The organism is Snodgrassella sp. W8158, from assembly GCF_016100435.1.
In the GTDB taxonomy this organism is placed as follows: domain Bacteria; phylum Pseudomonadota; class Gammaproteobacteria; order Burkholderiales; family Neisseriaceae; genus Snodgrassella; species Snodgrassella alvi.
The window spans coordinates 1-21,196 of record NZ_JACFSM010000010.1 but is presented as its reverse complement, the minus strand read 5'-3'; the positions used below and the strand labels follow the sequence as shown (position 1 = coordinate 21,196).

The window sequence follows — 21,196 nt, the reverse complement described above, 5'->3', positions numbered from 1 at the left end:
GCGGGGGAATTTTTATGCATATTCTGATTTTTGGTGCCAGTGGCGGCGTTGGCAGAGCATTGGTTGAGCAGGCATTAGACAGCGGAGATGAAGTAACTGCTGCACTACGTTCACCGGAAAAATTTGATTTACAGCATCCTAAATTACATATTCGCCACTGTGATGCATTTAACGCTACTGATGTAGCGGCACTATTTAGCGGTAACAGCCAGTATGATGCTGTCGCTTCTGCTCTGAATACCAATCAGGGAGTTAAACCGGGTGATGATTTGCAGCGCATGCTTGACAACATCGTTACACAATTACAGAAACATGGCATTAAACGTATTGTGTATTGCGCCTCTGCCGGCGTGGATAATGAACTTGAAGGAGAGCGCGGTCAGGCTGCAATGGAATTTTTACGTTATCCGCTGGCAGACCATCGGGCGGCAATCGGAATCATTCAGGCAGCCGGTCTGTCTGCAACCATTGTGCGCCCGCTTGGCTTAACTAATGATGCGCTTTCGGCTCATTATCTTGAAACAGCACAGGGTGTACCAGCAGGAAGTGGTCGTATAGCCCGCGCAGATGTGGCACATTTTATGCTGAAAGCACTGCACAATGATGCTTATATCGGACAATCTGTCGCATTATCCGGCGTCTGAATAAATAATTGCTATAAGATAAATCTGACCGTCTGTCTGCTGTAGCAGGCAGACGATTTGTTATTTGCGGATTTTTCGATAAAACGACGCTTCACCCTCCGGACGGGTTTTAAAGCGTTTATGCAGCCAGTAATATTGTGCCGGCTGTTCACGTATTCTTGCTTCAATAAAATCGTTCATGCGCTGAGTATCGGCAACCACATCTTCACTGGGGAAATGTTCCCACTGCGGATAAAAGCGCAGAGTTACTGTACCATCAGCCTCGCGGGTTGGAATAGCAGGAATCACTTTTGCCTTAGTCAGAGCAGCAATCCGGCTCAGACCGGCAATTGTAGCAGTTGGAATACCGAAAAAATTCACAAAAATTGATTCACGCCGGCCAAAATCCTGATCGGGCAGATAAAGAAACGGAGCGGTACTGGTTTTGATTTTCTTAATAATTGCACGCAGCCCTTCCGTACGCCCAATCAGAAAAACATTATGATAACGATGACGTCCTTTAAGTATCTGCTCATCCATCTGTTTGTTTTTCTGATGTGAGTAAACACTAATCAGAGGTACATCCTGATTAAGAGCATAGACAGCTGCTTCAAAAGCAGTAAAATGCGGATAAAGTAAAATTACCTTTTCACCCGCGGCGAGAGCTTCATCAAGATAATGTTTATCCTGATAACGCACCAGCTTTTTCAGCCGGCCGGCATCTCCATACCAGTACAAACCATATTCCAGTAATAACATAGCCATATGGTAGAAATGTTCACGCAGTATTTTGCGCCGCTGCTGTTCTGTCCATTCAGGAAAACAGTGACGCAAATTAATCAGACCAATACGTCGTCTTGGTGCTACCGCATAATAACTTATCCAGCCTACACAGCGTGCCAGCGCATGAATCATACATAATGGCAGTAATTGCAGCACATACAAAAAAGCAAACGCCAATTTCATCATCATTACTATTGTTACCTAACTGATTATCGCCAGCTCTATCATTAACTGCGCTCTATTGTACACAAGCTGCGGTCACTTTACATTCACTGTTGTATATAACTTATTGCAATAACACCAGAACAAGTGGTGACAGGCAAAATACTCCGGATAAAAATAAAACGGCCTGCAAAGACACAGACCGTATGAACCGGATTACAGACAAACTAATGTGCCCCGCCGCCACCGCCACTGCCAAACGGCGGTCTGGCAAACCACACCAGTACAATCAGAATCAGGAATGTCATCCCATACAGCCAGAACAGATCATTGGCACCCATAATATGAGCCTGCTGCCCTATAGTCTGCTCAATCGAACCCAGCGGCTGAGTACCACTTAAACCGAGCTGGTTCATCCCCTGAATCGATTCATTCATCGTACTGTTATAAGGATGAATGTTTTCTACCAGTTGTGTATGATGCAAAGCCTCACGTTTATCCCATAACACATTGACCATTGAAGTACCAATACCGCCGGCCAGAATACGCACAAAATTGGAAATACTTGAAGCACTGGCAATCTGTGAACCGGACATATTAGACAGAGTAATCTGGGTTAGCGGCATAAAGAACATAGCCATACCAATCCCCTGCACAAACTGCGGCCAGAATACATCCATAAAACTCATACCGGCATTAAAATTGGTACGCCAGAAGAAACAGATGGCATATACAGTAAAGCTGATGGTTACCAGCACCCGCATATCCAGCCTGTTACCAAACTTACCAATCAATGGCGACAACAATACCGGGAAAATACCGATAGGCGCCGTTGCCAGCCCTGCCCAGGTAGCGGTATAGCCCAACTGCATCTGTAACAGCATCGGCAATAATACAATTGCGCCCATATAGGTCATATAGGCGGTACTGAGCGTAATCACACCTACGGTAAAATTACGGTCTTTAAACAGGCGTAAATCCACAATCGGATATTTTGCATACCATTCCCAGATAACAAAATAGCTCAGACATACTGTGGCAATAACCGCTAATATAATGATTTCATTGGATGAGAACCAATCCAGCTCATGACCACGGTCAAGCATCATCTGTAAGGCACCCACACCCACAACCATCAGGGACAGCCCCATCCGGTCGATTGGCTGGTTTTCGGTTTCAGTTTCGCGTTTTTTCAGCATCTGCCATGAGATACCCGCGGCCAGCAACCCGATTGGCACATTAATAAAGAAAATCCAGCCCCAATGCCAGTTGTCACTGATAATCCCACCAAGAATCGGGCCGAAAATCGGTGCCACAATAATCACCATTGACCACATAGCCAGCGCCATCGGGCGCTTTTCCGGCGGATAAGCTGCCATCAGCAGACTTTGTGACAGCGGAATCATCGGACCGGCCACAGCCCCTTGCAATACACGGAAAAACACCAGCAATGCCAGACTGGGGGCAATACCACATAAAAACGAGGCCAGCACAAAGGACAGTGTAGCCACGACAAATACTTTTACTTCACCAAAACGGCGTGCCAGCCAGCCAGTAAGCGGTACAGAAATAGCATTTGCCACAGCAAACGCCGTAATTACCCATGTACCCTGACTGTTGGCTGCACCCAGATTACCGGTAATAGTCGGTAATGCCACATTGGCAATAGTTGAATCCAGCACCTGCATAAAAACGGCCAGTGACAGAGCCACCGTAACCAGAGCAAGTGCCGGACCTTTTAAAGGAGAATGCGTCATTCAAGCAGCCTTATCGCAGAAATATTTTTTATCTGCAGCATATCCGGATAGCTGTACTCACAAGTACAGTCAATACTATTCACAAAGACGATACTTCCGGAATAACAAAAAAATCAGGCAAAATCATTACCATGAATAATGGCTGCTGGCGGCAGAATATGCCCTTCTGCTTTAGCAGCCGTCGGATTATGGTTCAGCATTAACTCAATCAGGGTGCATATTGAGCAAAAATTTCCTCAATCATATTATTGATTGGAGTCCAGTCAATTGCAGCCATATTTCCATTAGTGGGAATCGCATTAGCCGCAGTTAAATCCTGACCATTCTGGTTGCGCGTATTCACTTCAACATCCATTGATAAGCCTACCCGCAGCGGATGCGCAGCCAGCTCTTTCGGATCCAGAGCAATCCGCACCGGCACACGCTGTACCACTTTAATCCAGTTACCGGTTGCATTTTGTGCCGGCAACAGTGAGAAAGCAGCTCCCGTACCTGCTGACAGACCGGCTACCTTACCGTGATAAGTCACCTTACTGCCATATACATCAGCACTGATTTCCACCGGCTGACCAATACGGATTTTAGCCAGCTGACTTTCCTTAAAGTTTGCATCCACCCACACATTATTCAATGGTACAACCGCCATCAGTGCAGCACCGGTTGCTACCTTCTGCCCTACCTGTACATTACGCTTGGCAACCTGCCCGTCAACCGGAGCCTTAATCTGAGTACGTTGCAAATCCAGCCATGCACTCTTCAGATGACTGACAGCAGTCATCACTGCCGGCTGCTGACGCAGCGGAACATTGTGACCCAATACAGCTTTGGCCGCGCTTTCCTGACCCTGCATAGCTTTCAGATTAGCCTGTGCTTCCTGTACTGCATCACGCGCATGACTCAGCTCCTCAGCAGAGATGGCATCTGTACCGGCCAGACTCTGGCGGCGCTGTAAGTCAGCCTGCAAACGTTTTAACTGTGCCTGTTGCGCTGCAACCTGTGCACTGGCCTGACGTGATTGAGCAGTCTGCTGCTGATTCTGGCGAATTGCATTAATCAGCTCATCATGTGCCCGTTCAAACGCCAGCTGCATATCACTGTTATCCAGCTCTACCAGCACCTGACCGGCTTTCACAGTTTGCGTATCATCCACATTTACCTTTTGTACCGTACCGGTAATTTGCGGGGTTATCTGTACCAGATGACCATTCACATACGCATCATCGGTAGATTCTTTATGCTGCCAAACCAGCAGATACATCAGAAGACAACCCAGTGCAATCAGCAGAAAAATCACGGTCAGCAACACGAGTTTACGTTTGCGGCCTGCCGGTACTCGTTCTGACTGCGGCTGAACCGCCGGTTGTGAGGTGGTTACCGCCTCGTTAGTTTGCTTTTGTTCACTCATACGAAAATAGCTCAATAAAATTTAAAAATAACAGTAAATTAACGAGCAGCCTCAGCATCTGACATCTGGAAACCGCCGCCCAGAGAAGCATGCAGACTATTCCAGCTTTGCTGCTGCCAGGCAATGGTTTTAACCAAATCAGCCCGTGCACTCAGAGCAGCGTCTTCACGCTGTAGTCTGGTAATAGCATTGTCCAGACCGGCTGCCTGACGCTTGCTGCTGGCAGCCGCATTTTTCTGTGCTACCTGCCATGCCTGCTGCTGTAATGGCAGTGCCACAGTACTGTGCTGATAATCACTAATTGCATCAGCTGCCTGCTGCAAGGCAGTCAATACGGTTTTATCATATTGAGCTACCTGTTCATTATAAGCAGAGCGTTTACCGGATAATGCCGCCTGTAAACTGCCTGAAGTAAATAACGGCAGAGTAATGGCCGGAACAACACCCAGCATTCGTGAAGAAGAGTGCACCAGATCAAACGCATCAACATGCGCAAGACCTGCCAGACCCTTAATTTCAATATTAGGATAAAAAGCAGCCTCAGCCGCCTTCACACCAAAGTAATTTGACTGTAACAACGCCCGCTGTGCAGCAATATCAGGCCGCTGCCCTAAAATATCCGCCCGCAAACCATCAGTCGCAACTGCAGGCACCTTACCAAATGGCTGCGGTACTGCTTCCGGCAACTGGGTCGGTGATAATCCGACCAATGCCGCAATACCATGACGGGTACGTTCAATATCCGCCTGTGTCTGACGTAAAGCGCTTTGCAAATTCAGTACAGTCTGCGTAACAGCATACTCATCACTTGCCGGCTGTAAACCTGCGCGAATCCGGTTTGCAACCAGCTTCTGCAACTGCTGATTCACTGCAATACGCTGTTTCAGAATATCCGACTGTTCCTGTAACTGCTGCCATTGCGTATATTGCGACACAATACTCTGACTCAGTACTAGCCGGGCCTGTTCCTGCTGATAAGAAGCTGCAAGACGGGAACCCAGCGCAGCCTTAATCAGATTACGCTGTCTGCCCCAGAAATCAAAAGTATAATTAACCGCTACCGCAGCCATTTCATTACTGAAAACATGATTTGGGTTATCACCGTCCCGATTTGAGTCAGGCTTCGGATTCAGATAGGCGGCCACACCATTAGCCTGTACCCCGACCTGAACACCAGCTTCGCCTCTGGCACCACGCCATTGAGCCTCAGCTTCTGCAATACGCGCAGCCGCAATACGTAAATCCGGCGCATTGGACAAGCCGGTTTCCACTAATCTGTTTAACAATGGCTGATTCAGCCCAAGCCACCAGTTTTGTTTTACTGCTACAGTCTGCCCTGCCGGCAGTTGCAGCTGACCGGCATCCTGTGGATTTTCTAACTCAGGCTGTTTGCCAAAATTGGCACAAGCAGATAACAGCAGCAAAGCAACAGGGCTAACAAGAGCCAGCTGACGTAATCGGGGCGCAGATACAGTTAATTTCATGCAAATCTCAGCAAAAAGTTAAGCAGCGGTTAATAACTTAGTTAACAGCTGCTGTAATTGTTCATATTCCGGTTCACTCAGGGCTGACCATACCCGCCGGTGTACCTCATTGGTTTCCGGACTAACCGTTTGAATCAGATTCTCACCGGCTTTAGTTAGTTTCAGCGTAATTTTGCGCCGGTCATAAGGATGAGTAGAGCGCGTAGCCCAGCCATTAAGCACCAGATCATCCGATAAACGCGTTGCACTGGTACGAGTCAGATTCAGGATACTGCTCAGTTCTGATGGTAAAATCTCATGATTCGGTCGTGAATACACTGCCAGCAATGCATGCCACAGACTTTCTGATAAATGGTGCTTGTGTAAACGTTCATTCAGCTCACCGTGAATCGACGTATGTACCAGACGGATTAACCGGCTGAGCATCACCAACTGAACATTCATGCTTGGCATTTTCACTGCCAGCACCCCTAAAGTAGCTTCCAGTTCGGTAGCAGGAAGAGAAAAACCCATCTTAGAACACCTCAAAATCCAAAAAATAAACCATTTTAATAACCATACCACTTATTATAAATGAAGCTTATTATTTAGCTGAAAATATTCCATTCCTAAAATAGTCACTACCTTAGCAAATTTTTTGAAAAGCCCTCTTATCTATCTGTATATCTGCATATTGCCGGTAACAGTAAATACCCTATACCGTTATCGTTTTTTCCAGCCCTCATCTATCACCTGTCAAATACAATTACCGGAAACAGACTCTACAGACCAGAACAGCAAATTGCTTTAGCGCATCATCCGTCGTTGCAGAAATGAAACAACCCGGACAGCATTCAGCAATACCGGTTAACCGGTTTTCAACTCAGATAAACCATCACTTAAATTTGTTAATAATTGGCTGCAAAGACCATAAACATAATTATTTTTCTATACAAACCATAAAGTAACAACTCAAAACCATACTTATGTGTTAAGAGCATAATTATATTTAATAACAGATTAAATATAGAGACATTTTGAATTTTTTTACGCCTTATTAACCAGATACCTGTTTTACCGGCTTCTCCACAACAACCTTTCACACCAGCCTTAAACAAAATTGCATCTTCCACCCTGTACAAAACTGCAATTTTCTTAGCAAATACATTACCAATAACGACATAAGCAGCATATTCAGCTTATTCCACAGACAATCTACCGATACAACACCATCACAATATATACATATCCTGACTAACTACCGCATCAGCAAAAAAACAGGCTGCGTCAAAAGCAGCCTGTTTCTACATAACCAGAATTAAATACCTGCGGCTTCACGCAGCAGTTGCGCTTTATCCGTACGTTCCCAGGTAAATTCAGGCTCTTCACGCCCGAAATGACCATATGCCGCCGTTTTCGCATAAATCGGTCGCTGCAAATCCAGCATTTTAATAATACCCTTCGGACGCAAATCAAAATGTTCCTGCACAATTTCAATCAGCTTGTTTTCATCGATCTTGCCAGTACCGAAAGTATCAATCGCAATCGAAGTAGGCTGTGCAATACCGATAGCATAGGAAATCTGAATCTGACACTGACTGGCCAGACCAGCGGCAACAATATTCTTCGCCACATAACGGCAGGCATAAGCAGCAGAGCGGTCAACCTTGGTAGGATCTTTACCGGAAAAAGCACCACCGCCATGAGGAGCTGCCCCACCATAAGTATCCACAATAATTTTGCGACCAGTAAGACCACAGTCGCCTTGCGGACCACCAATGACAAAACGCCCGGTCGGATTAATCAGATATTGCGTCTCTTCAGTCAGCATATCAGCAGGTAACACCGGCTTAATAATATATTCCTTAACAGCTGCAACCAATTCATCACGTTCGATATCCGACTCATGCTGCGTAGACAGCACCACAGTATCAATGCGTTTTACCTTTCCGGTTTCACTGTCATACACACAGGTAAGCTGTGCCTTGGCATCAGGACGCAGCCACGGCAGTTCACCACTTTTACGCACTTCACTCTGACGCTGCATCAGACGGTGTGCATAATAAATTGCAAACGGCATCAGTGTTGGCGTTTCATCACAGGCATAACCGAACATCAGTCCCTGATCGCCTGCACCCATGTCCAGGTCAAGCCCTTCCCCTTCATTAACCCCCTGAGCAATATCAGGAGACTGCTCGTCATAACACACCATCACCGCACAGCCACTGGCATCAAACCCCAGTTCTGATGAGTTATAACCGATACGTTTAATTGTATCGCGTGCAACCTGTATATAATTAATATGCGCACGTGTAGAAACTTCACCGGCCAGAACACACAAACCGGTATTTACCAGAGTTTCAGCTGCAACACGTGCAGTAGGATCCTGAGTCAGGATAGCGTCTAAAATAGAATCGGAAATCTGGTCGGCAACTTTATCCGGATGACCTTCGGATACCGACTCTGAAGTAAACAGAAATTCACTCATAATTGGCGGATACTTTCTGATGCTAATCAAGCATTATGATGGGCAGTTATAAATGCTTTTGTTACAATGTCGCCCAAATTTTCGAGTTTGAGATACAGAACGGATGCAAAAGCTGGTTTATTTCATATTTTTCCTGTTGGCATTAATCCCCTTACCTGTTTTACAGGGTTTAGGTTCCGTACTGGGGCGCCTTGGCTTTTACTTCGCCACCAGTGAACGTAAACGCACAACTAAAAATCTGCATTTTAGCAAACTTGCCGCCAACGACCAAGAATCAGAAAAACTGGTTAAATCTATTTTTGCAGAAACAGCCAAAAGCGGGCTTGAGTTATCCATAGCCTGGACCCGCTCAAGCAAGCATATCGTCTCATTATTTAAAGAAGTACACGGCTGGGAGTACATAGAAGCCGCTATTGAACGCAACGAAGGTTTGCTTTTAATTACACCACATCTGGGCAATTATGATCTTGCTGGCCGTTTTCTGAGCGAAAAACTGCCTTTTCCGCTTACTGCCATGTACCGCCCGCCTAAAATAAGCTGGCTGGAAAACGTTATGAATAGCGGACGTGTGCGTGATAACGGCTATACCGCTCCTGCCAATATGCTGGGGGTAAAACAGATTGTACGGGCATTAAAAAATAAGCAGGCTACTATTGTACTGCCCGATCAGGTACCCGGCGAAGGAGAAGGTGTATGGGCAACCTTTTTTGGTCAGCCTGCCTACACCATGACCCTAGCCTCTCGTTTGGCCATCATGCCTGAAGTCACTCCCCTGTTCTTTTGCGGCGAACGCCTGCCGAACGGTCGCGGCTTTGCCCTTCATATCGCACCACTTGAAGGCACACTCAACGGCAACCGCGAGCATGATGCACAGATTATTAATAATAATGTTGAAAAATGGGTAACACGTTTCCCAAGCCAGTACCTGTTTGGCTATAACCGGTACAAATGGCGTAAAAACAGACCTGCTACCTAAAAAAATCATCAAAAAATTAGCAAACTATATCTTATACAAACAATATAGAAATCACAGAAGAATTATCCTTAAATTATAATTATTCGGAAATTATTTAATACATTATTTAATTAAAAATCGTCATATCAATTTAATAAATATTTATCGAGTATGATCTGAAATTAGATTAAATAAAATTATATAGATTAATTTCTACTAGATACAAATCATTAATTATTATTAATAAAACAGATATATTAATCTTAAAATTAATACCAAAAGTATAAATAATTTGTTTAGCAAAAATATTAAACAATTATCTAATTATGATTTGTTTTATTTTTATTAAATTATATAACTTGTAATTTTTTGCTTTTATATTTGCCCGTAAAACTCGACTTAATCCAGACCGATGCGATGCTTAATCGTAACCGGAATATTAACCGTTTCCTGCATAGCATTAAGCATTGTGCTACCAGTTCAACCACGCATCAGACAGATACCAAAAGCACCTTGCCGTACCCGCGAGCTAGTGCTGAGGCAGCCGCAGTTCAGATTAATTTCATCATACTCATAACCAGCAGCAATTTTAACAGCCTGTACTAGAACTGCCGGCTTACTGCGCCATCTAGCTGCTAAGCAATAGGTTGCTCCTGCGGATAATATACCAGTAATCTGTTTCAGAATTTACAATATATCTTTATTGACCTATTCACAAAAAAAAGAGCCAATAAAGGCTCTTTTTTGAATATATAAACTGTTTTGGTAGTGGCAATACAGATTAACGTTTTGAGAACTGTTTTGCACGGCGTGCTTTGCGCAGACCGAATTTTTTACGTTCAACTTCACGTGCATCACGAGTAACCAGACCAGCAGCAGACAGAGTTGGTTTCAGAGCTGCATCGTAATCAATCAGTGCACGGGTAATGCCATGACGAATTGCACCAGACTGACCGGTTTCACCGCCGCCTACTACATTTACTTTAATATCGAAAGCTTCGAGATTTTCAGTCAGTACCAGAGGCTGACGAACAATCATGCGGCCGGTTTCGCGACCGAAAAATTCATCCAGCGGACGACCATTTACAATAATCTGACCGCTACCCTTTTGCAGGAAAACACGAGCCACTGAACTTTTGCGGCGACCCGTGCCGTAGTAATATTTACCGTTCATTGCGTGTCCTTAGATATCCAAAACTTTAGGTTGTTGAGCAGCATGGCCATGTTCTGCAGTAGCATATACTTTCAGTTTTTTAATCATGGCATAGCCCAGCGGGCCTTTAGGTAACATACCTTTAACGGCTTTTTCCAGCGCACGGCCAGGAAACTGGTTTTGCATTTCAGCAAAAGTGCGCTCATAAATACCACCAGGAAAACCTGAGTGGCGATAGTATTTTTTGTCAGTCTGTTTCTGACCAGTCACACGCAGTTTGTCAGCGTTAATTACAATAATGTAATCACCAGTATCAACATGTGGCGTGTATTCTGGCTTATGTTTGCCACGCAGACGGCGGGCGATTTCAGCAGCCAGACGACCCAGAACTTTGTCTTGAGCATCAACCACATACCAATCGCGCTTCACCTCATGGGGCTTAGCTGAAAAGGTTTTCATAAAAGCTAATCCAGATAAATATACGAAAGCTTCTAATATTAAAGATTAATCAATTGATTGTCAATTGCTGTACAGGGTTTGTATGACAATTTCCCTGTACTGAGCAGGATACAGTTGCATTGATGATTACATCTGTAGTCATATTCAGCCGATACGTCTGAAAGGCGGTAAACACGCCAGTAACTGTTTACCATATCGCGCAGTCAGAATACGATTATCCAGAATAGTAACCCGGCCGTAATCTGTTTCAGTCCGAATCAGCCGCCCTACGGCCTGAATCAGCTTGATACTGGCTTCCGGCACAGTAATCTCCATAAACGGATTACCGCCGCGTGCCTCTATCCACTGATTGCGGGTTTTCTCAATCGGATTATCCGGCATAGCAAACGGCAGCTTGGCAATAATGACCTGCACACACATCTCACCGGGTAAATCCAGACCTTCAGCGAAACTGTCCAGACCGAAAATAATACTCGGACGACCGGCAGCAATTGCCTCATGATGGCGCTCTAATAATATCTGTTTGGGTATTTCTCCCTGCACCAGCAATAAAGGCAAATGACTATCCGGCAATTTCAGCGCGACCTCCTGCATTTGCCGCCGTGAAGAAAATAATACCAGCGTCCCAATAGGTTCGCTTTCATTAATCAGCTTCGGCAGCCAATTAACAATTTCGCTGGTATGCGCTGCCGCATCTTTCGGACTGGCTGCCAGTGCCGGTATATACAGCTCACCCTGTTCTGCAAAATGAAACGGGCTGTCCAGTGCCAGCATAGTAGTATCAGGCAGCCAGCTCAGGCCTGTTTGCTTTAACAGTAAATCAAATGTACCCAGTGAGCGTAATGTGGCCGAGGTCAGCAATGCCCCCGCCGCCCGCCGCCACAAACCACTGGTCAGCTTACTGGCACTGGTAATGGGAGAGGCATGAAAGTTGTAGTCAATCTTATCTTTAGCTATCCGGGTAATCCATTTAGCCAGTGGTGCTTCGCCTTCAACTTTTTCCATGGACATTAAATCCCATACATCCACGACCTGTTCAGTTCGCGCCAGCAGCATGCCCAAATCCGTACTGAGCTGATCAAGCAGGCTGTTATCCTTATTCTTATCCCGTCTGGAGGCAGATAATGCCTCATTCATACCGTTTAAATGTTTCAGCAGCATTCGTGCGGCGATAGCGGTATTATTTACCAGCATATTCAAACTCGATGGTATTTCACCATCCGGCCACAGCCAGCTGCTTTCTTCGATACCGTCCTGTACTGCCAGACTGGGTTCATCAGCCAGACAAATCAGCCATTCCTGCAAACTTTCCTGCAAACCCGATGCAGCTTCAACAGCCAGCACTGCGAGTTCACTTTTATCCAGCACACCAGCTACTTTATCTACAATATTACCAATCCGGTCTAAAAACCATAATGTCTGATTCAGACTATGTTCAGCCGCAAATTGCTGTAAAGCTTTATGCGGCAAATGGTGCGCTTCGTCGATACAATAAAAACTGTTGGCCGGTGCCGGCAAAATTACACCGCCGCCCATGCCGATATCAGCCAGCAGTAAATCATGATTGGCTACCACAACATTCACCGTTTCCAGCGTCTCCCGCGCCAGAAAAAAAGGACACTCGGCGCGGTTCGGGCACCCGGACTTCAAACAGCCATGGCGATCATTAGTTACTTTCTGCCATAGTCCGTCGTCAATTTGTTCCGGCCATGTATCCCGGTCTCCATTAAAAGTACGGGCAGCAAACTGATCTGCCATATTACGCAATACTGCCAATTCTTCTTTTTTAGGCTTCCGCTCCCAGAGTACCATTTGTGGTTCAAAACCCTGCAAACTGTCCTGTGCGTTTAATTGGGTTAATTGATACAGTTTATACGGACATAAATAACGTCCGCGTCCTTTAGCCAGAGCAAAACTAAGACTCAGTCCGCTGTGCCTGACTACAAACGGTAAATCACGCCCGACCAGTTGTTCCTGCAAGGCGACAGTCGCACTGCTTACTACCAGTATTTTGCCGCGCGTCTGCGCCATAAGTCCGCCGGCAAGTAAATATGCCAGACTTTTACCTACTCCTGTCGGCCCCTCTACTACAACGATAGACTCACCATTGCGCTCCGGTGCATCCTCACCATCCTGCTGTTGCTGAGTGCGTGAAAATGCATTGGCAACAGCTGCAATCATTTCCCGCTGTGCCTGCCGGGGCCGGAAATTAGGCAAACTTCTGGCAATACTTTGGTAATGATCACGTATGGCGTTTTTTTCTAAATCAGTAAGCATAACAATTCAAACAATAGGTAAATAGCATAAACCCATATTCTTTTTAGTAGTAAAGTTATTTAAAATCAGTATATTTACAAACTAATTCCAATTATATACTTAAATTCCATATTAAATTTTTAGCAGGCACATTATGAACAAAATTATCTATTTCGTTTTATTCTGTCTCGTGACAACAGGTCTTATTGCCTGCTCTAAAACTCAGCAAGATTCCACAGCAGCCAGTACGACCAAAAAAGAGCTGGTTTTTGGTGCCTCTGCTATGCCTTACAGCACAGTATTTGAACAAGGCATTAAACCTATTCTGGAAAAACAGGGCTACACCATTAAAACCATGAATTTTTCCACGCTGGAAGTGAATAATCAATCTGTTAATAATGGTCAGGTTGATTTTAATCTGGATCAGCATACTGCCTATCTTAATGTCTTTAACCGTGAAAAAGGTACACATCTGTATCCTTTGGTACATATCCCTACCATACCGGCTGCCATTTACTCAGACAAATACACATCCTTTCAGCAGGCGCCTAATGGTGCTACTGTGCTGATTCCCAGTGATCCGGCCAATACTTCACGTGCATTGCGCATTCTGACCGATAATCATTTCATTCAGCTCAAATCCGGCACTAACCCGATACTGGCAACATCCAGAGACATTGTCAGCAATCCAAAACAATTGAAAATTAAAGAAATGGATTCAGTCATGATTCCGCGCACACTGGGTGAAGTAGATTTCGGTTTCGCCTCCGGTGGAATTGCTTACCAGTCTAAACTTGATCCGAAAAAAGCCGTACTTCGTGAAAAAGTAATTCCGGAAATGGAAATGGTGGTTACCATTAATGAAAAAAATAAAGATACCCAGTGGGCAAAAGACTTAAAAGCAGCCTATCAATCACCAGAATTTAAACAATTTATGCAGAAATACAATCAAAATCAGATGTGGGCATTGCCACAAGGTGAATAAACCTATTTCATCCTGAAAATTGCCGGTAATACTATCACGCATTACCGGCAATTCATCTATAAATTCATCACATAACAGTAAAAATTTCAAAACGTATTAGCAGTTCACTAATTATTAATCAAAACACTGAAAATAAATCCCGCACTGTAATATTTATTAACGTGAGTTTTGCAGTATGGCTTAACAATCGGTACAGCAGCCTAACATGTTTAATAAAAATAACAAAACAAAATTTTTAAATACATTTTATAATATAGAAATTACATAACTTAATTTATAAAAGCATGACTCTTTACAGTATCAAACCTGCTTTTCAAAAATTATTACGCCCGCTCATGTTCTGGCTGTATCGAAAAGGCGTTACAGCAAACCACATTACACTTTCTGCAATTGGTCTTTCTGTATTAATCGGTGTCATACTGGCTATTTTTCCGCATCCGGGATTATTCTGGCTGCTACCGATTACATTATTTATCAGAATGGCGCTCAATGCACTGGATGGCATGCTCGCTCGTGAATGTAACCAGCAAAGCCGGCTTGGTGCTGTCTTAAATGAATTGGGTGATGTCTTATCTGATATTGCCTTATATGTGCCGTTCATTCTGTTACCGGGCAGTAATACAACTGTGGTACTGGTAATGCTCTTCTGTGCAGTACTTACGGAATTCTGCGGCATTCTTGCTCAAACAATTAATGGCATCCGCAGCTATGCGGGTCCCATGGGTAAAAGTGATCGTGCCCTGATTTTCGGTACATGGTCTTTATTACTGGCTATCTGGCCAGAATTAACATCATGGAACAATCTGCTGTGGTGTATATCAATTGTCTTACTGGTCTGGACTTGTGTTAACCGTTGTCGCAGTGCACTGACCGGAGAACACTGATATGCTGTTGCAAAAATCCTTACTGGTTATTTTCAGCCTTTTATTACTGGCTACAGTTATCAATGGCTTATTAGTGTACCTGAAACCGGATAAAGACTGGCATGAACTTACACTGCGTATTCGAACGTGGTGGATTATTATTATACTGTTTTCTCTGGCATTAATCAGTCCATCCTGGTTAGGGATATGTTTTTTTGCTCTGGTCAGCTTTATGGCGTTAAAAGAATATTTAACGCTGGTACCGGCACGCCATGCAGACCGTATGCCTATCCTGTGGATGTTTATCACTATTCCGATTAATTACTGGTTTATCGGCAGTAACTGGTACGGTTTTTTTATTATATTTATTCCGGTATATATGTTCCTGTTTTTACCAGCACGAATGGTTATTGCTGGTGATACCAAACATTTTCTGCGTACAGTGTCTCAATTGCAGTGGGGTTTGATGACAACTGTATTTGCTTTCAGCCATGTTGCCAGTTTGCTGGTACTGCCGAATGATCATCAGCAAACTGGTGCACTATTGGTACTGTTTCTTGTGGGTTTAACAGAATTCAATGATATTACTCAATACTTGTGGGGTAAATCTCTGGGTAAAATCAAAATAACACCTAAAGTCAGCCCGAACAAAACTCTGGCCGGACTACTTGGCGGCATAGCCAGCACGACAATTGCTGCCATGCTGCTGGGTCCTATACTGACACCACTGAGCTGGGAAATGTCTTTAATTGCAGGTCTGATCATCAGTATAAGCGGATTCTGTGGTGATATTGTCATGTCTGCAATCAAGCGGGATATTGGTATTAAAGACAGCGGCACGATATTACCCGGCCACGGAGGTATTCTTGATCGTCTGGACTCATTGATTTTTACTGCACCGGTATTTTTTCATTTCGTTCGCTATTTTTACTACTAAATCATGCTTAAATCATTACTCAAACCCATATTTGCATTATGTATAGAATGGCCGTTTATGCGTTTCTGGCTGGGTTTGCGTATTCATCAACATCACAATCTGCCTAAACAGGGTCCGGCAATCATTGTTGCTAATCATAATAGCCACATGGATGTATTTGCACTGATGGGTCTATACTCACCTTTACAGCAAAATCAGATTCATCCGGTAGCTGCAGCAGATTACTTTCTAAGTAATAAATGGCTGGCCTGGTTTGCAATTAATATTCTCAACATTATTCCGGTTACCCGTCAGAATGGCGGTCAGAACAATCCGCTTCAGGGCTGTGAAGAAGCCTTACGTCAAAACAAAATCCTTATCCTATTTCCAGAAGGCTCTCGTGGCGAACCCGGAAAAATGCAACCGCTCAAATCAGGTATCTGGTATTTAAGTGCTGCTATGCCAACTGTACCCATCATTCCGGTATGGCTACAGGGAACTGAACAGATTATGGCTAAAGGTAATCGTATTCCGCTGCCTCTATTCATAGACATTAATATTGGCAGTGCCATGTATTACCAACCTGATAAGGACCAGTTTAAAGCAGATTTATTAAATAATTTACTCGCATTGCGTCCGCAATATACGAAAAGAGATTCTGATGACTGAACAACGCCAAGCAAAAGAAAGTACATTTTATACCAGCGATAAACAAGAATTATTTTATCGACACTGGCCTGCAATTACCTCCGGCACAATACGTAAAGTTATTGTATTGTTTCACCGCGGACATGAACATTCTGGTCGTTTGCAGCACATTGTGGATGAGCTGAACATGCCGGATACGGATTTTTATGCATGGGATGCCCGCGGGCATGGCCACTCTCCCGGCCCTCGCGGTTACAGCCCGTCTCTGGCTCGTTCTGTACAGGATGTGGATGAATTTATGCATTTTGTTGCCGCAGACAGCCAAACTCCCCTTTCGAATATCATAGTGATTGCCCAGAGTGTGGGAGCAGTACTGGCAGCAACATGGGCACATGATTACGCCCCGAAAATTCGCGGACTTGTATTAGCCTCTCCTGCATTTAAAGTAAAACTGTACGTGCCGTTTGCCCGGCCATTGCTTAGTTTCGGACAATATGTGAAAGGTCTGTTCTTTGTTAATTCCTATGTCAAAGGCAAGTATCTGACCCATGATCCTGAACGTATTAACAGTTTTAATAATGATCCACTGATTACCCGTGCAATTGCAGTAAATATTTTACTGGATTTATACCGTACAGCCGACCGCGTCATTGAAGATGCTGCTGCTATTACTTTACCTACGCAACTGCTGATATCCGGTCAGGATTATGTAGTGCACAGGCAACCACAACTGGATTTCTATCAGCGTATTCGCAATCCGCTCAAAGAAATGCACATTCTGCCCGGTTTTTATCACGACACATTGGGCGAACTTAACCGAGAAGAAGCTTTTACAAAAATTCGCAGCTTTATCGATACCTTATATCAGCAGCCAGTAGCCGCTTTTAATTATCAGCATGAAGATCGCTGGAGCCCGAGTGCAGATAACTGGCGTGAATTAAGCGGCGGACCGGTTCCGCTTTCTTTCAGTGCCTTTAGTTATCGTGCCTTACATAAAGGTATGACAACCCTTGGTAAACTTTCTAATGGTATTAAACTGGGTTGTGAAACTGGCTTTGATTCCGGCAGTACACTGGATTATGTTTATCAGAATCAGCCTCAGGGTCAAAACTGGCTGGGAAAACAATTTGACAAAGCTTATCTCAATAGCATTGGCTGGCGAGGTATCCGGCAACGCAAAATTAATCTGGAGTATATGATTAAACAAGCTGTATCAAAACTACAGGAAGAAAATCTTCCGGTTCGGGTTGTTGATATTGCTGCCGGTCATGGCAGGTATGTCATTGAAGCATTATCCAATATCAATGCAGTTGAAGAAATTTTATTACGCGACTACAGTGAACTTAATGTCAGCAAAGGTCAGCAGATGATTGCTGATTATGGTTTAAGCAATAAAGCGCGATTTGAAATTGGTGATGCCTTCAATCAGGAACAACTCGCAGTACTTACACCTCAGCCTACACTGGGTATTGTTTCCGGACTTTATGAACTTTTTCCGGATAACTCTCTGTTACGCAATTCACTAAATGGTTTAGCAGCAGCTATCCCTGCCGGTGGTATCCTGATTTACACAAATCAACCTTGGCACCCGCAATTGAAAACCATTGCATGGTCTTTAACCAGCCATCGTCAGGGTCAGCCGTGGATTATGCGTAATCGTTCGCAAGGTGAAATGGATGCTCTGGTAAGTGCAGCCGGTTTTGATAAATGTGCACAAATTATTGATGAATGGGGGATTTTCAGCGTATCCATGGCAATTCGCCGCGCATCATGAAGTTGCGTAGTCAATTAAACTGTTTGGCAGTAGGCTGGTTAATCATTCTGGCGCCGTTTTTCTTAGTAACGTATGAACTGGTTAATCAGTTTACTGCCACACGAGCTGATATTAATAGTGTGGTATATAGCTGGGAACAATACATCCCATTTATTCCGCTCACTATTATTCCTTACTGTAGTCTGGCTTTGCTCTATAGTATATCTTTATTTTTGTGTCACTCTGTATCTGAACAGACTCGTCAGGCCTGTCGGTTAGTATTAGCCTCTACTATAGCCTATATCAGTTTTTTACTATTTCCTTTTCGTTTTAGCTTTATCCGACCCAAAGTTGAAGGTTTTACCGGCTGGTGGTTTAATCAGCTGGAGCAGTTTAATTTATCTTATAATCAGTCTTCAATACTCTATATCATCCTAAGCTGGCTGCTGTGGCAACACTTTTTACAACATACTCCTAAACGTCTGCGCTGGCTGATTCATTGCTGGTTTCTGTTAATTGGTATTTCTGTATTGACGACATGGCAGCATCATTTTATTGATGTAATCGTCGGCGTAGCTATTGGTATGTTTATTGACTGGCTAATACCGGTTAAAAAAATACCAAAAACCCATATTCATATACCGTGTACACAGTCAAAAAAGCTGACTAAGTATTATGCAACAGCAGCGCTTGTGTGCTTATGTTTTGGAATTTATTCTATTCCGTGGTTATTATGGCTGGCATTATCTTTATTTATTGTCAGTTGTTCATATCATTTTGGTGTTAATACAATATATAAATCACAGCATGGCAAATATTCAGCGGCTACCTATATTATGTTATTTCCTTGGCGATGTCTGATGACTATTTCCAGATGGCTGTATACCCGTAAAATTCCTGCTATCAGCCCAATCAATGAGCACATTTTTATGGGTAGTTATCCTTGCAGCAGTGTTAAACAAAAAGCTATTCTGGATTTAACATTCGAATTTCCACGCGCCCAATCTACATATAATCGCGTGTATACATGTATACCTATGCTGGATCTTGTTTGTCCCAGTATGATGCAATTGCAACAAGCTGTCAGTGAATTAGAAAAATTACGTACACAGCACAATAGTGTTTTAATCCATTGCTCATTGGGACTATCACGTAGTGCCATTGTAGTAGTAGCATGGCTGCTGGCTTTTGATGATTTTAAAACTGTAGAACAGGCCTGTACATTTGTGCAGCAACAACGCCCGCAAATTGTACTAGGCTCCAAACATATGGAACTTCTTGAGCAATGGCACATCAGCATAACCCAGAATCCAATGAACATGAACTTAGTAAAGTGTTAGTCAGCCACACATTAGCAAGCTGGCGCTTTTTGTTATTGATGGCATTAATACCTTTATTATGGGCAATATTTTGCGCATCTGCCGGCTTAATACGTTCACTGATCACAGCTGGTGCCGATATAGTTATTTATCAATGCTGGCGGCTATGGCTGGATAATCATTATTTCTCTGAACTCACTCAGGAAAATAACCGGCAGGCTGGTATTATTCTTGCTTCTATTTGGCAAAAACAAAAACTGCAAGATTTTACTTTGGAACAAAGATATGAGGGAGCTCTGAAGCAACTCAAATATTCCTTAATAAGCTGTGCTCTGCTCTGGCTAATCTGGATTATTACTTTATTGTTTAAATAAAATATCTGTAGATTTAATGATAAAAAAATAAGATTAATTTATGTTAAATTAAAATGGTATAGAAATTTTCTATCTATAAACAGTTAAGCGAATAAGCAATAGATTTGTCATATTTTTCATTCAAAGCAGTAGTCACTTAAATTTCTAATATAGATTATACTAATCATCTTTTTTGTATCAATAAAAAACTAATCAGATGAGTCTGCACATAGCTCTGTATCAACCCCAAATTCCTGCTAATACCGGCAATATCGCCCGCACTTGTGCCGGCACACATACCAGCCTGCATTTAATCCATCCATTAGGTTTCTCTACCGATGACAAGATGCTTAAGCGTGCTGGTCTAGATTACTGGCCTCATGTAGATATTCATTATCATGATAGTCTGGAAGCATTCATCAGCATGACTGAAACCCAGACTAATGCACAAGTTTACCTGATAGAAACCTACGGCACACGCAATTACACTCAGTTCGACTACAGCGACCGCAATCAGCAAATCTACTTTCTCTTTGGTCGCGAGACCACCGGACTACCACAGACATTCGCCCAGGCACGCGCCAAGCAATGTCTGCGAATCCCGCAGTCAGAGCACATCCGCTCACTGAACCTGTCCAACGCCGCCGCCATCGTCCTCTACGAAGCGCTGCGTCAGCAGTCCTTCCCCTCTCTAACCTAGATACAGCAACAGCAGCCGTTTGGCTGCTGCGGTATTGTTTTTCCTTCTGTTTTACTTCTCAGTACTAAAATAAGAAACCCGGCTGACTAATCAACCGGGTTCTTCTATAGGGAGTCTGGCGGTGTCCTACTTTCACATGGGCAATCCATACTATC

General features: G+C 43.8%; 19 protein-coding genes and 1 pseudogene. 10 read left to right on the top strand and 10 right to left on the bottom strand.

What is annotated here, in order from left to right:
- Window positions 1–14: 14 nt before the first annotated feature.
- The gene (locus H3V11_RS11495) at window positions 15–644 is read left to right on the top strand and encodes an NAD(P)-dependent oxidoreductase (RefSeq protein WP_025329942.1); all 630 of its coding nucleotides are present in this window, start codon (window positions 15–17) and stop codon (window positions 642–644) included.
- Window positions 645–704: 60 nt separating this feature from the next.
- On the opposite strand, the gene H3V11_RS11490 is transcribed toward H3V11_RS11495, so the two are convergent.
- From H3V11_RS11490 to metK, 6 genes are all read right to left on the bottom strand, one after another.
- Window positions 705–1,589 carry a lipid A biosynthesis lauroyl acyltransferase gene (locus H3V11_RS11490; RefSeq protein ID WP_037393236.1) on the bottom strand — a complete coding sequence of 295 codons (885 nt, stop codon included), beginning with the start codon at window positions 1,587–1,589 and terminating at the stop codon, window positions 705–707.
- Between the two features lie 206 nt (window positions 1,590–1,795).
- Window positions 1,796–3,325 carry a DHA2 family efflux MFS transporter permease subunit gene (locus H3V11_RS11485; RefSeq protein ID WP_025329940.1) on the bottom strand — a complete coding sequence of 510 codons (1,530 nt, stop codon included), beginning with the start codon at window positions 3,323–3,325 and terminating at the stop codon, window positions 1,796–1,798.
- 208 nt (window positions 3,326–3,533) lie between these two features.
- On the bottom strand, window positions 3,534–4,730 hold the full coding sequence (locus tag H3V11_RS11480) for an efflux RND transporter periplasmic adaptor subunit (RefSeq protein ID WP_025329939.1): 1,197 nt from the start codon (window positions 4,728–4,730) through the stop codon (window positions 3,534–3,536).
- A 38-nt stretch (window positions 4,731–4,768) separates the two neighbouring features.
- Window positions 4,769–6,214 carry an efflux transporter outer membrane subunit gene (locus H3V11_RS11475; protein ID WP_198225072.1) on the bottom strand — a complete coding sequence of 482 codons (1,446 nt, stop codon included), beginning with the start codon at window positions 6,212–6,214 and terminating at the stop codon, window positions 4,769–4,771.
- Window positions 6,215–6,232: 18 nt separating this feature from the next.
- Window positions 6,233–6,727 (bottom strand): MarR family transcriptional regulator, encoded by a 495-nt coding sequence (locus tag H3V11_RS11470; RefSeq protein ID WP_078474474.1) that lies wholly within the window; start codon window positions 6,725–6,727, stop codon window positions 6,233–6,235.
- Window positions 6,728–7,511: 784 nt separating this feature from the next.
- Window positions 7,512–8,681 (bottom strand): methionine adenosyltransferase, encoded by a 1,170-nt coding sequence (metK, locus tag H3V11_RS11465; RefSeq protein ID WP_078474476.1) that lies wholly within the window; start codon window positions 8,679–8,681, stop codon window positions 7,512–7,514.
- A gap of 103 nt (window positions 8,682–8,784) precedes the next feature.
- Here metK and H3V11_RS11460 point away from each other — a divergent pair, with 103 nt between their 5' ends.
- The gene (locus H3V11_RS11460; RefSeq protein WP_078474478.1) at window positions 8,785–9,657 is read left to right on the top strand and encodes a lysophospholipid acyltransferase family protein; all 873 of its coding nucleotides are present in this window, start codon (window positions 8,785–8,787) and stop codon (window positions 9,655–9,657) included.
- 381 nt (window positions 9,658–10,038) lie between these two features.
- Here H3V11_RS11460 and H3V11_RS12105 read toward each other — a convergent pair.
- From H3V11_RS12105 to dinG, 4 genes and pseudogenes are all read right to left on the bottom strand, one after another.
- Window positions 10,039–10,257: pseudogene (locus H3V11_RS12105) on the bottom strand (tRNA-dihydrouridine synthase); the annotation flags it as partial.
- A 160-nt stretch (window positions 10,258–10,417) separates the two neighbouring features.
- Window positions 10,418–10,810: a 30S ribosomal protein S9 gene (rpsI, locus tag H3V11_RS11450; RefSeq protein WP_025329932.1), complete on the bottom strand. Its 393-nt coding sequence runs from the start codon at window positions 10,808–10,810 to the stop codon at window positions 10,418–10,420.
- 9 nt (window positions 10,811–10,819) lie between these two features.
- On the bottom strand, window positions 10,820–11,248 hold the full coding sequence (gene rplM / locus H3V11_RS11445) for a 50S ribosomal protein L13 (RefSeq protein WP_025329931.1): 429 nt from the start codon (window positions 11,246–11,248) through the stop codon (window positions 10,820–10,822).
- Between the two features lie 144 nt (window positions 11,249–11,392).
- Window positions 11,393–13,525: an ATP-dependent DNA helicase DinG gene (gene dinG / locus H3V11_RS11440; RefSeq protein WP_198225070.1), complete on the bottom strand. Its 2,133-nt coding sequence runs from the start codon at window positions 13,523–13,525 to the stop codon at window positions 11,393–11,395.
- A gap of 133 nt (window positions 13,526–13,658) precedes the next feature.
- On the opposite strand from dinG, the gene H3V11_RS11435 reads away from it, so the two are divergent.
- The 8 genes from H3V11_RS11435 to trmL all read left to right on the top strand — a co-directional run bounded on the left by H3V11_RS11435 (window position 13,659) and on the right by trmL (window position 21,041).
- A complete protein-coding gene (locus H3V11_RS11435) occupies window positions 13,659–14,489 on the top strand; it encodes a MetQ/NlpA family ABC transporter substrate-binding protein (RefSeq protein ID WP_084547198.1) in 831 nt (276 codons plus the stop codon).
- Window positions 14,490–14,773: 284 nt separating this feature from the next.
- Window positions 14,774–15,373: a CDP-alcohol phosphatidyltransferase family protein gene (locus H3V11_RS11430; RefSeq protein ID WP_078474481.1), complete on the top strand. Its 600-nt coding sequence runs from the start codon at window positions 14,774–14,776 to the stop codon at window positions 15,371–15,373.
- 1 nt (window position 15,374) lies between these two features.
- On the top strand, window positions 15,375–16,289 hold the full coding sequence (locus H3V11_RS11425; RefSeq protein WP_078474483.1) for a phosphatidate cytidylyltransferase: 915 nt from the start codon (window positions 15,375–15,377) through the stop codon (window positions 16,287–16,289).
- 3 nt (window positions 16,290–16,292) lie between these two features.
- Window positions 16,293–16,937 (top strand): 1-acyl-sn-glycerol-3-phosphate acyltransferase, encoded by a 645-nt coding sequence (locus tag H3V11_RS11420; protein ID WP_037393225.1) that lies wholly within the window; start codon window positions 16,293–16,295, stop codon window positions 16,935–16,937.
- Complete coding sequence (locus tag H3V11_RS11415; RefSeq protein WP_100125445.1) at window positions 16,930–18,690, top strand: bifunctional alpha/beta hydrolase/class I SAM-dependent methyltransferase; 1,761 nt, start codon at window positions 16,930–16,932, stop codon at window positions 18,688–18,690. The genes H3V11_RS11420 and H3V11_RS11415 overlap by 8 nt, the downstream gene beginning before the upstream one ends.
- Window positions 18,687–20,009: a phosphatase PAP2/dual specificity phosphatase family protein gene (locus H3V11_RS11410; protein ID WP_100125444.1), complete on the top strand. Its 1,323-nt coding sequence runs from the start codon at window positions 18,687–18,689 to the stop codon at window positions 20,007–20,009. Before H3V11_RS11415 ends, H3V11_RS11410 begins: the two co-directional genes overlap by 4 nt.
- On the top strand, window positions 19,955–20,362 hold the full coding sequence (locus H3V11_RS11405; protein WP_100125443.1) for a hypothetical protein: 408 nt from the start codon (window positions 19,955–19,957) through the stop codon (window positions 20,360–20,362). Before H3V11_RS11410 ends, H3V11_RS11405 begins: the two co-directional genes overlap by 55 nt.
- Window positions 20,363–20,558: 196 nt before the next feature.
- Complete coding sequence (trmL, locus tag H3V11_RS11400) at window positions 20,559–21,041, top strand: tRNA (uridine(34)/cytosine(34)/5-carboxymethylaminomethyluridine(34)-2'-O)-methyltransferase TrmL (protein ID WP_198225068.1); 483 nt, start codon at window positions 20,559–20,561, stop codon at window positions 21,039–21,041.
- Window positions 21,042–21,196 lie beyond the last annotated feature (155 nt).